Source organism: uncultured Bradyrhizobium sp. (genome assembly GCF_947648125.1).
Lineage (GTDB): Bacteria > Pseudomonadota > Alphaproteobacteria > Rhizobiales > Xanthobacteraceae > Bradyrhizobium.
Genome location: NZ_CANSMR010000012.1, coordinates 99,886 through 115,302 on the forward strand (window position 1 = coordinate 99,886; position 15,417 = coordinate 115,302).

The 15,417-nt window shown below is 64.3% G+C and carries 19 protein-coding genes; 9 read left to right on the forward strand and 10 right to left on the reverse strand.

The features are described from left to right. Nucleotides 1-262 precede the first annotated feature (262 nt). Complete coding sequence (locus Q0030_RS21735) at nt 263-1,114, forward strand: SDR family NAD(P)-dependent oxidoreductase (RefSeq protein WP_298371530.1); 852 nt, start codon at nt 263-265, stop codon at nt 1,112-1,114. Between the two features lie 270 nt (nt 1,115-1,384). On the opposite strand, the gene Q0030_RS21740 is transcribed toward Q0030_RS21735, so the two are convergent. After that, nucleotides 1,385-1,765, reverse strand: coding sequence for a hypothetical protein (locus tag Q0030_RS21740; protein WP_298371532.1), 381 nt, complete (start codon nt 1,763-1,765; stop codon nt 1,385-1,387). Nucleotides 1,766-1,942: 177 nt separating this feature from the next. Here Q0030_RS21740 and Q0030_RS21745 point away from each other — a divergent pair, with 177 nt between their 5' ends. After that, a complete protein-coding gene (locus Q0030_RS21745) occupies nt 1,943-3,352 on the forward strand; it encodes an aldehyde dehydrogenase family protein (protein WP_298371534.1) in 1,410 nt (469 codons plus the stop codon). A 71-nt stretch (nt 3,353-3,423) separates the two neighbouring features. After that, on the forward strand, nt 3,424-3,999 hold the full coding sequence (locus tag Q0030_RS21750; protein WP_298371535.1) for a DUF2478 domain-containing protein: 576 nt from the start codon (nt 3,424-3,426) through the stop codon (nt 3,997-3,999). Nucleotides 4,000-4,291: 292 nt separating this feature from the next. Here Q0030_RS21750 and Q0030_RS21755 read toward each other — a convergent pair whose 3' ends face one another. The 8 genes from Q0030_RS21755 to Q0030_RS21790 form a co-directional block, all read right to left on the reverse strand. Next, on the reverse strand, nt 4,292-4,498 hold the full coding sequence (locus Q0030_RS21755; protein ID WP_024581255.1) for a hypothetical protein: 207 nt from the start codon (nt 4,496-4,498) through the stop codon (nt 4,292-4,294). Between the two features lie 155 nt (nt 4,499-4,653). After that, entirely contained in the window at nt 4,654-5,649 is a 996-nt protein-coding gene (locus tag Q0030_RS21760) for a hypothetical protein (RefSeq protein WP_298371537.1), read from the reverse strand. Continuing rightward, entirely contained in the window at nt 5,646-6,767 is a 1,122-nt protein-coding gene (locus Q0030_RS21765) for a GNAT family N-acetyltransferase (protein ID WP_298371539.1), read from the reverse strand. The genes Q0030_RS21760 and Q0030_RS21765 overlap by 4 nt, the downstream gene beginning before the upstream one ends. Continuing rightward, nucleotides 6,764-7,963: a hypothetical protein gene (locus tag Q0030_RS21770; RefSeq protein WP_298371541.1), complete on the reverse strand. Its 1,200-nt coding sequence runs from the start codon at nt 7,961-7,963 to the stop codon at nt 6,764-6,766. Before Q0030_RS21770 ends, Q0030_RS21765 begins: the two co-directional genes overlap by 4 nt. Next, a complete protein-coding gene (locus tag Q0030_RS21775; RefSeq protein WP_298371542.1) occupies nt 7,960-8,835 on the reverse strand; it encodes a ThiF family adenylyltransferase in 876 nt (291 codons plus the stop codon). Before Q0030_RS21775 ends, Q0030_RS21770 begins: the two co-directional genes overlap by 4 nt. After that, a complete protein-coding gene (locus Q0030_RS21780) occupies nt 8,832-9,887 on the reverse strand; it encodes a hypothetical protein (protein WP_298371544.1) in 1,056 nt (351 codons plus the stop codon). The genes Q0030_RS21775 and Q0030_RS21780 overlap by 4 nt, the downstream gene beginning before the upstream one ends. 300 nt (nt 9,888-10,187) lie before the next feature. Then, nucleotides 10,188-10,463 (reverse strand): YiaA/YiaB family inner membrane protein, encoded by a 276-nt coding sequence (locus Q0030_RS21785; protein WP_223966994.1) that lies wholly within the window; start codon nt 10,461-10,463, stop codon nt 10,188-10,190. 70 nt (nt 10,464-10,533) lie between these two features. Continuing rightward, nucleotides 10,534-11,229 (reverse strand): PspA/IM30 family protein, encoded by a 696-nt coding sequence (locus Q0030_RS21790; protein ID WP_298371549.1) that lies wholly within the window; start codon nt 11,227-11,229, stop codon nt 10,534-10,536. Nucleotides 11,230-11,341: 112 nt separating this feature from the next. On the opposite strand from Q0030_RS21790, the gene Q0030_RS21795 reads away from it, so the two are divergent. From Q0030_RS21795 to Q0030_RS21815, 5 genes are all read left to right on the forward strand, one after another. Beyond that, the gene (locus Q0030_RS21795) at nt 11,342-11,944 is read left to right on the forward strand and encodes a TetR-like C-terminal domain-containing protein (protein ID WP_298371551.1); all 603 of its coding nucleotides are present in this window, start codon (nt 11,342-11,344) and stop codon (nt 11,942-11,944) included. Between the two features lie 253 nt (nt 11,945-12,197). Continuing rightward, nucleotides 12,198-12,407: a cold-shock protein gene (locus Q0030_RS21800; RefSeq protein ID WP_298371552.1), complete on the forward strand. Its 210-nt coding sequence runs from the start codon at nt 12,198-12,200 to the stop codon at nt 12,405-12,407. Between the two features lie 232 nt (nt 12,408-12,639). Continuing rightward, nucleotides 12,640-13,758 (forward strand): acyl-CoA desaturase, encoded by a 1,119-nt coding sequence (locus Q0030_RS21805; RefSeq protein ID WP_298371705.1) that lies wholly within the window; start codon nt 12,640-12,642, stop codon nt 13,756-13,758. A gap of 34 nt (nt 13,759-13,792) precedes the next feature. Continuing rightward, nucleotides 13,793-13,969, forward strand: a complete 177-nt coding sequence (locus tag Q0030_RS21810) for a hypothetical protein (protein ID WP_298371554.1) — start codon at nt 13,793-13,795, stop codon at nt 13,967-13,969. 89 nt (nt 13,970-14,058) lie between these two features. After that, nucleotides 14,059-14,295 (forward strand): hypothetical protein, encoded by a 237-nt coding sequence (locus Q0030_RS21815; RefSeq protein ID WP_298371557.1) that lies wholly within the window; start codon nt 14,059-14,061, stop codon nt 14,293-14,295. Between the two features lie 24 nt (nt 14,296-14,319). Here Q0030_RS21815 and Q0030_RS21820 read toward each other — a convergent pair whose 3' ends face one another. Next, entirely contained in the window at nt 14,320-14,691 is a 372-nt protein-coding gene (locus Q0030_RS21820; RefSeq protein ID WP_298371559.1) for a cupin domain-containing protein, read from the reverse strand. Between the two features lie 194 nt (nt 14,692-14,885). On the opposite strand from Q0030_RS21820, the gene Q0030_RS21825 reads away from it, so the two are divergent. Further along, on the forward strand, nt 14,886-15,284 hold the full coding sequence (locus Q0030_RS21825) for a hypothetical protein (RefSeq protein ID WP_298371560.1): 399 nt from the start codon (nt 14,886-14,888) through the stop codon (nt 15,282-15,284). The last annotated feature ends 133 nt before the right edge of the window (nt 15,285-15,417 follow it).

Here is a 15,417-nt window from a genome sequence, read left to right on the forward strand (position 1 = left end):
GCACTCCCTGTAAAATGTCGGCTGAGGTCTTTTGGAAGCGTTATATCGGCGATTCTACAGCGCGGGCGCGAAACCGTAAAGCGAAGCAAGCGTTGTCGAGGGTGGCGCGCATGAAAACCTCCCATGCACCTGCGTGCATGGTGGGTGCGATATGCTAGGTAAGGGTCTTCTTGTTTGACGCGTTTTCTTCACGCGAACCGGGAACCACTTCGCTTGAAAACGCTATGCTAACCTCAGCCACAGGTGTGTCCGGAGACCGACGATGCCCCACCCCGTGATATCAGCCAATCATGTTGCCGTGATCACCGGAGGCGCATCCGGCATCGGCCTTGCGGCAGCGACGCGGTTTGCGGAAGCCGGCATGAAGGTCTGCATCGCCGATCTCGGCGATGACAGGCTGAAGGCGGCTGCAGCAAAACTGTCATCCGCCGCACCCGGCGGCGCCGCCGACATCATGACGGCCGCGGTCGATGTCAGCCGCGCCGATGAGGTCGCAGGCCTTGAGGCCGCCGTCGCGAAAAAGTTCGGCGGCACCGACATCCTGATGAACAATGCCGGCATCCAGCCCGGCAGCGCGATGTTCGGGCCCGCGGCCAATTGGCAGCGCATCCTGGGCGTCAATCTCTGGGGCGTGATCAACGGCACGCAGGCGTTTGCGCCCAACATGATCAAGCGCGGCCGGCCGGGGCTGATCATCAATACCGGCTCCAAGCAGGGCATCACCACGCCGCCAGGCGATCCCGCCTACAACGTCTCCAAGGCCGGCGTGAAGGCGTTTACTGAAGCGCTACAGCACGAGCTGCGCAACACCGACGGCTGCAAGATCACGGCGCATCTCTTGATCCCGGGCTTTGTCTTTACCGGGCTGACCGCGCGCGGCCGCACCGAGAAGCCGGCCGGCGCCTGGACAGCGGAGCAGACCGTCGACTTCATGATCGAGCACCTCAAATCCGGCGATTTCTATATCCTCTGCCCCGACAACGACGTGCCGCGCGCGCTCGACGAGCGCCGCATCCTCTGGGCCGCCGGCGACATCGTCGAGAACCGCCCGCCGCTGTCGCGCTGGCATCCGGATTTCGGCGACGCGTTCGCCGCGTTCGTGAAGGGGAAGTGAATTCGCAGGATGGGCTAACTCACCCTATCCCCATTCGTGCTGTCATCGCCCGGCTTGACCGGGCGATCCAGTATTCCAGAGACTTCAGTGCCTAACCGAGGGGCCGCGGCGTACTGGATGCCCCGCATGAAGCGGGGCATGACAGCGGAATATATGGCGGACAGTAGAATCGTAGGATGGGTAGAGCGAAGCGAAACCCATCATCTGTCGTGCGGCACGCCGTTTGACGGGTATCGCTGCGCTCCACCCATCCTACGCACCACGCACTCCCTAATTCGCCCGCACCCGCACCGGCGTTGCCGGCTGCGCCACCAGCGCCTCGCCGAGCTCGCTCTGCTGGGCGCGCGGGATCGAGAAGCAGACGCTGAAGCCGTCCGACGTCTTGAGCGTCATCATGCCATGGGCCGGATCGGTCGACTGCTCGAGCACCCATGAATCCAGGGGATAGGCGTAGCGCAAGCTCTGGTCGCCGAAACGGGTCTGCAGCGCCTTGCTGATCAGCCCCGGCAGCGTCATCACCAGCGCGCCGACCTGGTTGATCGACAGGCGGATGGTTGCGGGCTCCCCCTTGCCGTCGACGAATCCCAGCGAGATGGCGCAGCCGTCGGGCGCGACTTCGCAGGTGGTGAGCTCCTGGGTTTCGATCTGCATGCCGGCACTCCGGATCATTTCTTCGTTATATTTGTAAATATATATCGCTCGGCTGGCCGCCGTCCAGCCGTTATTCGGGGAGCATCTTTGGCCGTGGCCCGCCCGTCGCAATCGTGATATACGACGAGATATAGCGAGGCCCGCGAAGGGCCCGTTTGACCAGGGAGAGCAAAGCCTATGAGTGATTACAAGCTTCTCATCGACGGCAAGATGGTACCCGGCGACCAGACCATGCCGGTGCTCAATCCGGCGACCGAAGAGGTGGTGGCGCAATGCCCCCGCGCCTCCAAGGAGCAGCTCGACAAGGCCGTCGCCGCCGCGAAGGCCGCCTACCCGGCATGGGCCGCTACGCCGATGGAAGAGCGCCGCAAGCTCATCATCAAGATGGCCGAGGCGATCGAGGCCAACACCAACGAACTCGCCCACATCCTGACCAGCGAACAGGGCAAGCCGCTCGCGGACGCTACCGGCGAGGTCATGGGCATGGCGGGCTTCTTCCGCTATCTCGGCTCGCTCGATCTGCCGATGCGCGTGGTCGAGGATTCCGGCGACCGCAAGGTCGAGGCCTATCGCCGCCCGCTCGGCGTGGTCGGCGCGATCATTCCCTGGAACTATCCGCTGCTGATCCTGGCGTTCAAGCTGCCGTCGGCACTGCTCGCCGGCAACACCCTGGTGGTGAAGCCTGCGCCCACCACGCCGCTGGCTTCGCTGCGCTTTGCCGAGTTAGTCAAGGACATCCTGCCGAAGGGCGTGCTCAACTTCATCGCCGACGCCAACGATCTCGGCGATCACATGACCAAGCACCCTGACATCCGCAAGATCTCCTTCACCGGCTCGACCGCAACCGGCCAGAAGGTGATGGCGAGCGCATCGCAGACGTTGAAGCGGATCACGCTCGAGCTCGGCGGCAACGACGCCGGCATCGTGCTCGACGACGTGGATCCGAAGAAGGTCGCGCCCGGCATCTTCGAGGGCGCGTTCCAGAACTCCGGCCAGGTCTGCCTCGCCATCAAGCGGCTTTATGTGCACGAGTCGGTCTATGACGAGATCTGCAACGAACTGGTCGCGATTGCGAAGAACACCGTCGTCGATGACGGCTCCAAGCAGGGCACCAAGCTCGGCCCGCTGCAGAACAAGATGCAGTACGAGAAGGTGAAGGCGTTCCTCGACGACGCCCGCAAGAACGGCAATGTGATCGCCGGCGGCGCCGCGATGGACCGCCCCGGCTATTTCATCGAGCCGACCATCGTGCGCGACATCAAGGAAGGCTCCAAGCTGGTCGACGAGGAGCAGTTCGGCCCCGTGCTGCCTGTCATCAAGTATTCCGACAAGGATGACGTGATCCGCCGCGCCAACGCCACCACCTACGGCCTCGGTGCGTCGGTCTGGTCGTCGGACATCAAGCGGGCGCACGAGATCGCGACCCAGATCGAGGCCGGCACGGTGTGGATCAACAAGCACCTCGACATGGCCCCGAACATTCCGTTCGGCGGCGCCAAGCAATCGGGCATCGGCACCGAATTCGCCGAGGAAGGTCTCGCCGAATTCACCCAGCTGCAGATCATCAACGGCCCGCCGGCCGCCTGATCCGAAAACATGCGGCCGCGACGCCCCGGCGCCGCGGCCGCCTCTTTTCTTAACAACGAACAGAGCCCATCATGTTCGATGCCCAATGCGACCTTGCCGCTCTGGTCTATGACGACAATGACGATCCCGACGCCATCCTGCGCGACTTTGCCGGCGAGCTGAAGGCGCACGGCGCGCGCGTGGTTGGTATGGTACAGACCGGCCAATGCGCCGATTCCAGCCTGTCGGCGGTGCTGGTCCACAGCGGCGAGACGCTGCTGCTGGCGCAGCCGCCGAGCCCAAGTACTACAAATTCTGGCGCCACCGGCTGCAAGCTCGATCTGTCGCGGCTGCAGGACGCCGGCATCCGCGTCGCCGACGCGCTCGCTGAAGGCGCCGATCTCGTCATCGTCAACCGGTTCGGCAAGCGGGAACGCAACGGCAAGGGCCTTGGCTTTGTGATCGAACGCGCGCTCGACGCCGATATTCCCGTCGTGATCGCGGTGTCACGCCAAAGCTTTGCCGACTGGATCAAATTCGCCGGCGGCATGAGCGTGAAGCTCGCCTGCGACCGCCACGCGCTGAATGCCTGGTGGCGCAACGTCTCGCTGCGGACCGCGGCCCGGATCGCGCCGGATCACACCACGGTCTGCGAGGCGTTCAAGTAAAGGTGCTTTGTGGGGTTACGCTCTGCCACCCCACCTGCGGACCATCACCGTCATCCCCGCGCAAAGGCTTCACCTTTGCGCGGGGATGACGGTGTGAGAATTGTAGCGAGCGGCCTTCCCACGCTGTCGTCCTGGCGAAAGCCAGGACCCATAACCACCGAATTCGATTGAGAGTGCGATAGTGGCCCCAGCGTCGCACAACAACAAGCAGTTGGGGTAATGGGTCCTGGCTTTCGCCAGGACGACGCCGAATACATTCGCATTCTCTCAGGATGACGGAAGCGAGGCTCGCTTACAGCGTTTCCTGCTTGTGGTCACAGTTCTTGCAGGTGAACTTGACGCGGGACTGGCCCTTTTCCGCCTGCACCCGGTTCGGCGCGCCGCATTTGCCGCAGACGGCCTCGATCCTGGTCGTGCCCTGCTTGATGACCAGGTTCCGCTTTTCCATGGTCTCGCGGATCAGGCGCTCGGCCTCCTCGCGCAATGATTGCTTCGACATTAACCCCACCGGTCATTGGTTTGCGGGCGGCGTCATAGCACGACCCCGTGAAGCTTTGACAGCAGATATCGAGCTCTATTTGTGAGTACATCCTAGAGCGTTTTCGAGCGACATGGATACCGGTCCACGTAAAGAAAACACGTCAATACAAGAATCTACACGATGAGCCGATCGACCGGCAGCCGGAAATGCCGCGGTTTCAACGGTTTTGCGGGCCAGCCGACGCGGAACACGTTGACGAGGCGCAGATCGGTGCCGATCTTGCCGAGCTTGCGCAACCGGTCGTTGAAATCAGGGTGATCGGCCAGCGCCGAAATCGGGCACGCCGCGAGCCCGGCGCGATCGATCTCGAGCCAGCTGCGGTAGAAATGCCGTCCCGTCGTGAGTGGGTCCTCACCGACCGGACGACAGAACAGCACGATCGCCGCGGCCGAGGCGGTCTTGGCGCTGTCTGACAGCAGCGATGCGGCGATGCCGAGACGATCCAGCGGCTTGAACAGGCTGCCGAGCACGTAGCGCGCGGCGGTGGCCTCGACCGCATTCATGGCGAGCGCATCGCGATTGAGACCGTCGAGCAGGTAATGCGGATGATCGGGCGACAGCCGCATCCATTCGAGCAGCTCGGCCCGATAGTCGTCGCCGTGGACAAAGGAGAACTCGGCCTGGTCGGCCCAGCCGGCGATATCGGCAATTGCCCGGCGATCCCCGATGCAGATCAGATCGTCGCGCGCGACGGCAAGCTGCACCAGCGGCGCGGCATCATCCGGCGGTGCTGCGAACTTGCCACGCCACGACATCCGGTGGGCCACGTTGTCGGCCAACGGATCGGGCGCGACACCCTGCCTGATCGCAAAGCTGCAAAGCGCGGCAAATTGCGGTGACAGCGGCTGCTCGATCGTCGTCATCGCCGTGATCGCGAGGCCGCGGCGGTTGAGGGCGAGGCTCATGCCCTCGAGCGATGCGCCGTGCGACACAAGCACGTCGTGTCCGGCGGGGTCCGCGACCGGCGCGCGGACCCAGTTCGCATCGACCAGCGCCAGCCGCCCGTCGCCGAGCAGGCGCCAGCGCGTCGGCTGGATGTTGTGGACGCTCGGCGCCAGCCGCGCCTCCGCGACCAGCTCGCGCAGCAAATCCGGCGTCAGCTCGCTCATGCTGCGGCCAGCCGCTTGGTGAACAGATGCAGCCGGTGCAGCGGCGTGGCGCCGGCCTTCTCGACCTGGCGCAGCGACGGCGCGTTGATGTCGGCGATCCAGGTGCCGCCGAGCGTGCGGTAGCCGGCCTCCTGCAACGCCAGCGCGGTGCGGTAGAGCATCGCGCCGTTGAGGCCGCGATTGTGCAGGTCGCGACAGACCGACTGATAGATCAGCACGGCGCGGGTGTTCAGCATGCGGTGATGCACGAATTTGAACGGCGCGGTAAGCCCGATCCGGCCGCCGATCGCCTTGATCAATGGATTGAGGTCCGGGATAGCGATGATCGCGCCGGCGGGTCGACCGCGGTGATAGACCACGGTCGAAATCCGCTTGTCGATGATCCACATCATGTCGCCGGCCTGGAATAGATATTCGGCCGCGGTCGGCGGCACGAACATCGGGTTGTCGGCAAAGCCGTCGTTCAGGATCAGGCGCGCATCCTCCAGCCGCATCTTGAAGGCGGAGCGCTTGATCGGCTGCCAGACGAAATCCGAATCGGCCAGCACCGCGCGCTGCTTGTCGCCGAGCAGCTGCTCCGGCTTGCCGCCGTCGAGCGCGATCTCGAACGTCGTCATCGGGAAGGTCGCCGCATAGCCGGCGCGTTCGAGGTGTTGCGCGATATGCGGCGGCGACCACATCATGTCGGTGAACGGCGCATGGTCGAACCCGTCGGTCATGACGCCGATCTGCTGCATCGCCGTGAGATTGAAATTGCCGGCGATGCGGGTCATGCCGCGCGCGGCCAGCCACTGCTCGGCAGTGCGCAACAACAGATCGGCGACATCAGGCTCGTCGACACAATCGAAGAAGCCGAATGCACCGTGACGGGTGCCGTGCTTGCGGTTGGAGGCATCGTGGATCGAGGCCGCGATGCGGCCGACCGGGCGGCCGTCACGATGCGCCGAGAACAGCGCATAGCGGCCATGGCCTTCGGTGACGAACGGATTCTTCGCGGAATCGAACATCCGGTCGAAATCGCTCCACAGCGGCGGCACGTAGAGGCTGTCGGGCCCATAGGCGTTGAGCGCAGCATCAAACGCCGCCCTGCGGTCGCCCTCCCGGATCTCCAGCGTCATTTGGCCTCCGGGGTCAGCGCCAAGAGCCGCCGCACCAACGCCAGCGCGGTTTCGGTGGCGGGATCGGCCGCGGTCACCGGCACGGCGAGCACGATCAGGTCGAGCGGATCATGCGCGAGCACGATGACATGGGAGGCGTTGTTGGCAGTCATCAGCGAGGCCATGCGCTCGGCGGCAGGGTCGGTCGGCGCCAGTCCCCACGGTGCCTCGGAGCGGCGCAGCACGCGCCTCGTCGACAGGAAGTCGCGGAGCAGCGGCGGATCGTAGGGTCCGAGCTCGTCTTCGCGGAAACGCCGCGCGCTCTCGAAGATCGGATGCCGCGCGAGCTCGGCGATCAACTGCTCCCGGGTCTGCGCCGGCGACGCCGCAACCGAGTTGAGCACGCCCGGCTCCTGCGATTCGAACAGCGCCCGCAGCGCGTCCGTCATCAGCCCGATGGTCAGCACGCCGGCGATCGCCACCGCGACGAACCGGATCATCTGCGCGGCGTCGACGTCAGGCGCCATGAAGGCGGCGGCGAGCCCGAGCAGGCCCGACGAGATCAGCCGCAGTGCCATCATCGCAAGCCCATGCCGCCGCGTCTCGGCGCCGCCGCCGGCGATCAGCATCACGGTCACCGTGAGCAGCGCCCCTAGCGCGCCGAGCCGGACCGGAATGTCGGGAAACAGCGTGCGGAAATCGGTCAGGATGAACGGGATCACGACCAGCGCCCCGACCGCCATGCGGCCGATGCTGCGGTTTTCCGAGGCCATCAGCGAGGCGCGGTCGCGCGTTGCCAGCAGCAGCGCGCAGGTGGCAAAGCCAACGAGCTGGAACAGCGCCAGCGTGATCGCGTAGGGCATCACGAAGCGCTGCAGCCCGAACGTACCGCCGAGGCCCAGCAGAACGCCGCCCGCGAGCGCTGCGATCTTGACCGCGCGCGGCGCGTGGCGACGCAGGATGCCTTCGGTGACGATCAGCGCGCCGAGCGGAATCAGCGAAGCCGGGATCACCGAGAGACGGTCGAGCAGCCAGCTTCCGCTCCACCACGCCAGGCCGCGATCGAGGAACAGGGTTGCGATCACGCCGAGCGCGAGCAGCAGGCGGCGCGTCAATGGGCTCCTCGGATCGCGCCGGTAGAACGTCATCATCGCCACCGCAACGCCGATGGCGCCGCAGAGATTGACGATGGAATCGGCGATCACCCCCGAGGTCATGCGACGCCCGTCAATTGATCGATCGCCCGCCGCACTAGCGGGCGCATCAGGGCGGCGACCAGCGCATTGCGCGGCTTCTCGATCGCCGGCCGGTGCGGGTTGAGGAACCAGCCGCGGCAATCGGTGCCCGAGGTGCGGCCGAGGATCAGCGCGACCGCCTCATAGGCCATCAGCATGCCGGTCGAGATCACCATCGGCGCGAACGACATCCGGCTGCGGCGGCCGGCCGCGACCTCGCCGGCGATCGCGAGGTCGACATAGTTGCGCGAGGAGGAGTGCAGCATGACGTGCTCGATCTCGGCACGCATCGCGGCGCGGCGGTCGTCCTCGGTGATCTCGGTCCAGTCCTTGGCCAGCGTCGGAAAGCCGAGGCGCTCCTCGGGCCGCGGATCATGCGGGCGCACCACGATCACCGATGGCAACGGCGACATATAGGCATCGATCACGGTTGCGTCGGCGCGCTTGGCGGTCCGGTACAGATGCACGCCGGCGGCGATATCGTCCATGCCGTTGACGATGACCGGGCAGCGTTCGGCAATGCCGGCGAGCTCACTGGTCCAGTTCTCGCCGAGCACCTCGACCTCGATGGTCGGGTTGATGCGTCTGGCGGCTTCGGCCGCGACCGCCGCCTTCTCGCGGCCGACCTCGTCGGCAAAGGCGAACACCTGGCGATTGAGGTTGGAGACCTCGAAGCGATCGATGTCGGCGATCACGAACTTGCCGACGCCGGCGCGCGCCAGCGCCATGAAGGCCGCGCCGCCCATGCCGCCGACGCCGCAGACGAACACCCGCGCCCGGCGCAGCAGCTGCTGCTCATGCTCGTCGATGAAGCCGATGTTGCGGCCGGTGAAGGAGTAGTAATCGAAATTCATCGCGCGGCCCCGCTCTCCTGCCTGCGCGGCCGCAACGTGCCGAAGGCGCGGGTGTCGTCCATCCAGTAGACCACCGGCAGCACCAGCCGCTGCAGCGCCAGCATCGCCGACGCCGCGAGCAGCGCCGGCAGCGAGCCCGAGGGCACCTCGCTCATGAGATAGCGGCGCGCACCGGCAAGATCGACGCGGCCGATCTGCAGGACGTCGTCGCCGCGGCCGTAATCCAGCTCGCGCTCGCAAAATTCGTTGTAGACGGCATCGCGATGCTTCGGCGCGATCTCAAAAGTCTTCTTCAGCGCATCCGAGCCGCCGGTATAGGCATTGGTGATGACCGAGCGCGCCTCGTCGAAACCGGCCTCCTCGCCGACACCGAACACCGCGCGATGCCGCGCCATGATGCCGCGCGCGAGTTGCAGATGCGCAAAGCTCTGCCGCGCCCCCGGCAGCGGCGACGGGAATACGTCCGAGAAGGTGTCGCTGACCATGCCGACCACCGCCGGCACCTGGGTGACGTTGGAGATCCATTTCGGCCGCAGCCCGTCGCGCGCGAACAGCACCAGCGCGGTCAGGCCGTAAAGCACCCAGGACAGCCCCTGCCCGCGCACATCGGGATCGACCATCACGAGGCCGAGATGGGTGACTTCCGTGGGCTCGCCGTCGAGCGTCACGTCCATCACCGACAGCGCGTTGAACGCGATCGGCCGTCCACTGTCTTCCTCGGAGATCAGCGTGATGATGGCGCGCGACAGCCGCTCCGGCTCGCCGGAGAAGATGCCGTAAGTCAGGCTCTCCTCGGGCAGCGTCTTGGCGGCGACGATGCGCAGCTGCCCGACCAGCGCGTCGAGCTCGGCTTTCGGCAGCGACAGGCCGGGCGATTCGACGATGCGGGTGCGCTGGCCGGCCTGGGTGCGCAAGGTGAGATCGATGGTCGGCTGCGACAGCGCCTTCAGCCAGAAACCGCCATGGCTGCGGAGGCCGTCAAAGGCCGCGCGCGCCTTCGTAAGGCTCCTGCTGCCGCGCGAAGCGGGGGTGCGATTGTCCGTGGACGCCATTTCTCTGTCCCTCGGGCGCGATCTCTGCACTCTCGCCTGTTAAAGAGCCATGAGTGCAACCTGGCGCTGTTTGCCGCAGGGTAAACAAGGCCTTCCGGAAACGGAACAAGTTGGTGCTAAGCGGTCGGCGGCCTATCCACACCGTCATTGCGAGCGAAGCGAAGCAATCCATCCGTCCGCATATGCGGTGCAATGGATTGCTTCGTCGCTACGCTCCTCGCAATGACGTGGAGAGCTTTGGGCATTGGCCGTTATTCAGAGCGGCGGGTAAAAAGCCCCGCCGCTTCGTCTTTCTTCGGCTCACCCCGCCTTGGACACTTCCATCAGCAGGCGCTCGGCCTTGGCGTCCTCGATGCGGTTCACGAACTTGCCGCTCTCGTAATTGTCGCGCACCGTCTTGGTCAGCGTGATGCAGGTCTGGACCAGCATCACAATGCCCATCGTCAGATAGCCCTTCATCCAGAGGTCGATCGGCAGGAAGAACACGCCGACGGCGACGAGGAAGGCGGAGGCTGCGAAGGACGCGTAGGTGAAGGTGATCCAGCTGCCGCTGTGGGGTTGGATGGTCTGGTTCATGGTCGTCTCCTTGATGATAGGTGATTTGAAGTTGGCTTGGTTTCAGGCTCGACGTTTCAGGCTTGAGTTCTCAGGCGGCAGGCGGGCGCTTGGCTCTCAAGCGCGCCAGCACGTCGTCGGCCGTCGATTTCATCCGCGGGCCAAAGCCCTGCTCGGCGAGCTTCTCGGCGGTGGCTGATGGGCCCGAGGCGGTGTCGATCTCGAACAGCGCGTCATCGGCCGCCTGGATCTCCATCTGCCGCTCGCGCAGCCGCTTCAGCGTCGCTTCCGCTTCCGGCAGCGTCGACTCGTAGGGCCGCGCCGCCTCGATGCTGCTTCGGCGCAGCGAACGCACCGCTTCCGAGGCGCGGGCGAGGCGACGGCCGCGATCGAGCTCGGCAATGCGCGCCTCGGCGTTGCCGACATGGCGCTTCAGCCGGGTGATCTCGGTGGCGAACAGCGTGCGCGCGGTCATTGCGGCGTCGCGTTCGGCTTCGAGATTGGCGATCGCCTGGGCGGCTTCGCGGGCGAGGTCGTCCCGGCCGCCCTCGAGCACCGCCGACGCCCGCACCTCGAGATCGGCGATCCGGGCATTGGTCGCCTCGAGCCGCCGGCCCTCCTGCTGGTCGCCGGCAATGGCGAGCGCCAGGGTCCGTTTCGAGCGGTCGACCGCGGCGGCGGCATCGCGCATCTGCTGGTCGAGCACGACCAGCGCGGTCCGATCTTGCAGTTCCTCCTCGGCTGCCGCCACGCTGCCGCGGAAAATCGTCAAAACAGTTTTGAACATTTGGCCACTCCCTGTTATGAGCATCGCTCATAAATCTCTTGTACCACATAATGAGCATTGCTCAAGAATTATTTGAGCACCGCTCAAGCATGGGGTTAACGACGGGTGAAACATGTCCAAAGCATTGGAACGACGAGCGAAACTGCGCGAAGCGCTGATCGAGGCGGCGGAACGGGCAATTGCGGCAAAGGGTCTCGGCGGCCTGAAAACGCGCGAACTGGCCCAGGAAATCGGGGTCGCCAATGGCGGCGTCTACAATCTGGTCGAGGATGTCGACGAGCTGATCCTGCGTGTCGGCTCCCGCACGCTGGCCCGGCTCGATGCCTCGCTGTCGCTGGCCGAGATCGGCGGCGCGGCGGCGCCGCGCGAGATGCTGGTGCGGATCGCCGTCGCCTATTGCGACTTCGCCGCCGACAATCTCGAATTGTGGCGCGCGCTGTTCGAACATCGCATGCAGCCCGGCAAGCCGGTGCCGGAATGGGCGATCAGCGAGCAGATGGAACTGTTCCGCCACATCTACAAGCCGCTCGCCGCGTTGTTTCCGCAGCGTTCGCCGGCGCAGCTCGGCGTCACCGCGCGCAGCCTGTTCTCCGCCGTGCATGGCATGGTCGCGCTCGGGCTGGAGCACAAGCTGATCGCGGTGCCGATCGGCGCGCTGCGCAGCGAGATCTCGACCCTGACGCGCGCGATGGTCGACGGCCTGACGGCGAAGTAGGCCGCGTGGCCCCAACCCGCACGATGCTGTTGCCTCAGGGGACGTCGCGGTCGAGGTCAGAAAGGGTGGCAAGGCCCCTTGCGGAACGATCGAACTGTAGTTACTTACCTCGGATCGAGTTTCGGCCGAACGACTTGGCCTCGCCGCTGATAGCGTGCCTGACTGACGACCCTCACCCCCTGAACTTCGAATTAGCCTGCTGCGCCCTCGGGTGCGGCTCCAAACACGCATCTATACTAAAGGACGATGTTCCATGAGCATGGGAACTGTGAAGTGGTTTAACGGTCAGAAGGGTTTCGGCTTCATTCAGCCGGACGACGGCGGCCAGGACGTTTTCGTTCATATCAGCGCAGTCGAACGCGCCGGCATGAGCACTCTCAACGAGGGACAGAAGGTGTCTTTTGAAATCGTTGCAGACCGCCGGACCGGCAAATCTGCTGCGGACAATCTGCGCGCGGTGTAAGCTGCGGCAATTCGCCATGCTGCTTTGACCACGGATGAACTGGCAAAGCCTCTGGTTACGCGACCCCGCGACTGGTCACCCGGCCGCGGGGTTCTCTTTATCAACACCGCGCGCAAGGCCCGCCAGGACCAGGACTTGAACCGTCTGCCGGCGAAGCTGCCTGCGCATCGAAGCAGCTGAGGTCGCGAGCGTGTCCACCAATATCGATACGGCTCCGCAGCACGACGACATCATGTACCCGCAGGTCCTCCCGTTCGTGCTGGTCCATGTGGGGTGTCTTGCGGCGATCTGGTCGGGCGTCTCATGGCCGGCGATTGCAATTTGCGTCGCGCTGTATTGGCTGCGCATGTTTGCGATCACGGCCGGGTATCATCGCTACTTCTCGCATCGAGCCTATTCGACCAGGCGGGCGTTTCAATTCATCCTTGCGTTCCTGGCCCAAAGCAGCGCCCAGAAAAGCGTCCTGTGGTGGGCTGCGAAACATCGACATCACCATCTTCATTCTGATACCGAGCAGGATGTGCATTCACCCCGGCACAAAGGCTTCGTGTACAGTCATCTCGGCTGGATCTTCTATCGACAGCACGATGCGACCGATCTGACGAAGGTTGCGGATTTTGCCGCGTATCCGGAGTTGATGTGGCTGCACAAATTTGAGGTTTTGCCGGCCGTCGTGGTCGCAGCTCTGTGCTTCCTCGTTGCCGGGTGGCCGGGGCTCCTGGCCGGTTTCTTCTGGAGCACCGTGCTGCTCTATCACGCAACGTTTTGCATCAACTCCCTCGCACATGTTCACGGACGCAAGCGGTATGTGACGGGCGACGACTCCCGCAACAATTGGCTGCTGGCGCTGGTTACGATGGGTGAGGGTTGGCACAACAATCACCACGCCTATCAAAGCAGTGCGCGGCAAGGCTTCCGCTGGTGGGAGATCGATGCGACCTATTATGTTCTGGTGGCCTTGTCCTGGTTCGGTATCGTCTGGGATCTGAAGGCGCCGCCCGCGCAGGTTCTCCGCAACGAGCAGCGTCTGGGATCGCGTGTGATCAAGCGGACGGCCGAACAGCTCGCCGGCCGTTTCAATCCCGAATACATCGCACAGGCGATCAAATCCTCGGTCCATGAAACCGGATTGTCGGTGCGGGAGGCGCTTTTTCTGTTGCAGCATCGTGCCGACTTGCATCTGCCCAGCATGCCGACGCGCGAGCAGTTGCTCGCTGAAGCCCAGGCCATGTTCGCGAAGACGCGATCATTGGACGACATCGTCGACCGTGCACATGAGCTCCTGGTGGAATCAGTTTGCTTCCTTTTGGCCGTTCCGCCACCGGTGGCCGGCGTAAGCCCGAAAGCTTGAGAGAGCGGTAGTATTTTGCCTCGGGCATCCCTATATGACGTGGATGACCAACTGGCAGAAACCGACCAAGCGAGAAGCCCCCAAGACCAAGGCCGAATTGCGCGAGATGCTGACCGAGGCCGTGCGTAACACGCCGAGCCCGGACCAAGCGTCGAAGCGGCGCCCGGCAAAAGTCAAGACGACCGCGGCTGGGGCCGCCGACGTCGACTAGCCGCGCGCGCCGACCGACCGGATCGCCCGCCCCGGGATACGACCGAATTCCATTCGCGACGAGCGCGAGAATCTTCGTGAAGGAGCAGCATGCGCAAGCTTCCCAAGCCCACCGAACAAGAGATCAATGAGGGACCCCAAGCGGTGTCTTTTCAGATTGCGAACGGAAACGCACGGCAGGACTGCACCCTGCAAACCACATTCCCAACGAAGATGCAGGCGCACAAATATCTGCTCGCGAATTGGCCGGCCATCGAAAAGAGAGCTCGCGATGCCCTTGCGGCGGGGACCATTGAAGGCGGCCAGATCAAGCTCATGATGATCTGAATACCTGACGGAAACACCCAGACCTCACGGCTCCATCGTGTAGGCGCGCCCGGGTTCGAGCGCATAGATCGTCAAAAATCGCAGCGGCCGTTCCGGATCGCAATTGCGAAACAGTGTGTGCGGAACATCGGCCCGGTCCTGCAAGGTCTCACCTGCCCGATATTGTTGCGGTGCCTCGTCGCCATAGGCGGACTCGGCAACCCCCTCGACGATGAAGATCACGCCGCCGACCGGATGCCGGTGCAGCGGAGCAACCCCGCCCGGCGGATAAGTCACCTCGGCAACGACGAGCTCGCGCTGATCGCCGGGCAGCGCAAGTCGCTCGAGGGTCTTGCGCGTGACACCGGCAAAGCCGGCTTGCTGAGCGTTGGCCTGACCGTTGTTGCTTTCAGCCATTGGAACCCTTTCTCATCTCGCGAACGATTGTGTTCTGATCACATCGCAGAGCGATGACTATGGGGGCGCTGCAACGACGCAACAAGCGCCCGAGCCATTTCAATCCGTGCAACACATCTGAGCCGAAGTCCTTGCCACCCCTGCTCCGGCGTTGCAGGATTCCCTCGCCGAAAACCTTCAGCAGTGGGCCTTGCATGAGAACGAGCATCGTTACGACGCCATTGTCGGGAGCCGCCGCCCTGGCGCTCATCCTCGCGACATCAAGTGTCACGCCGGCGTCTTCGGCGCAGGCCGTGCCGGAATGCTCGATGTCGGTGACATTGGCGGATTGGGGCGAGAATTCGACCGGCGACATCGACCTCGCAGCAGGCGAAAGCTGCCAGATCCCGATCGGGATCCGCGGCACGGTGACGGACTCGTCGATCTCGCAGAAACCGGCCTATGGCAAATTGAAGAAGATCAACGCATCGACCTTCGAATACAGGGCGAAGGCCAAATACAAGGGCAGCGACACGTTCGCGATCAAGGCGACAGGTCAGGGACCGAAGGCCTCCGGCACCTCGGTCATCACCGTGCACGCCACGATCAAGTAATCGCTGGCGCATCGCGGTTGGTTCCACCTCTCCCGCTTGCGGGGTCGAGACGAGCGAAGCTCGCTCTTAGGTCGTATTGCATCGAAGATGCAATACGGGTGGGGGCTCTCTCCACGATGTGACTCGTGGAGAG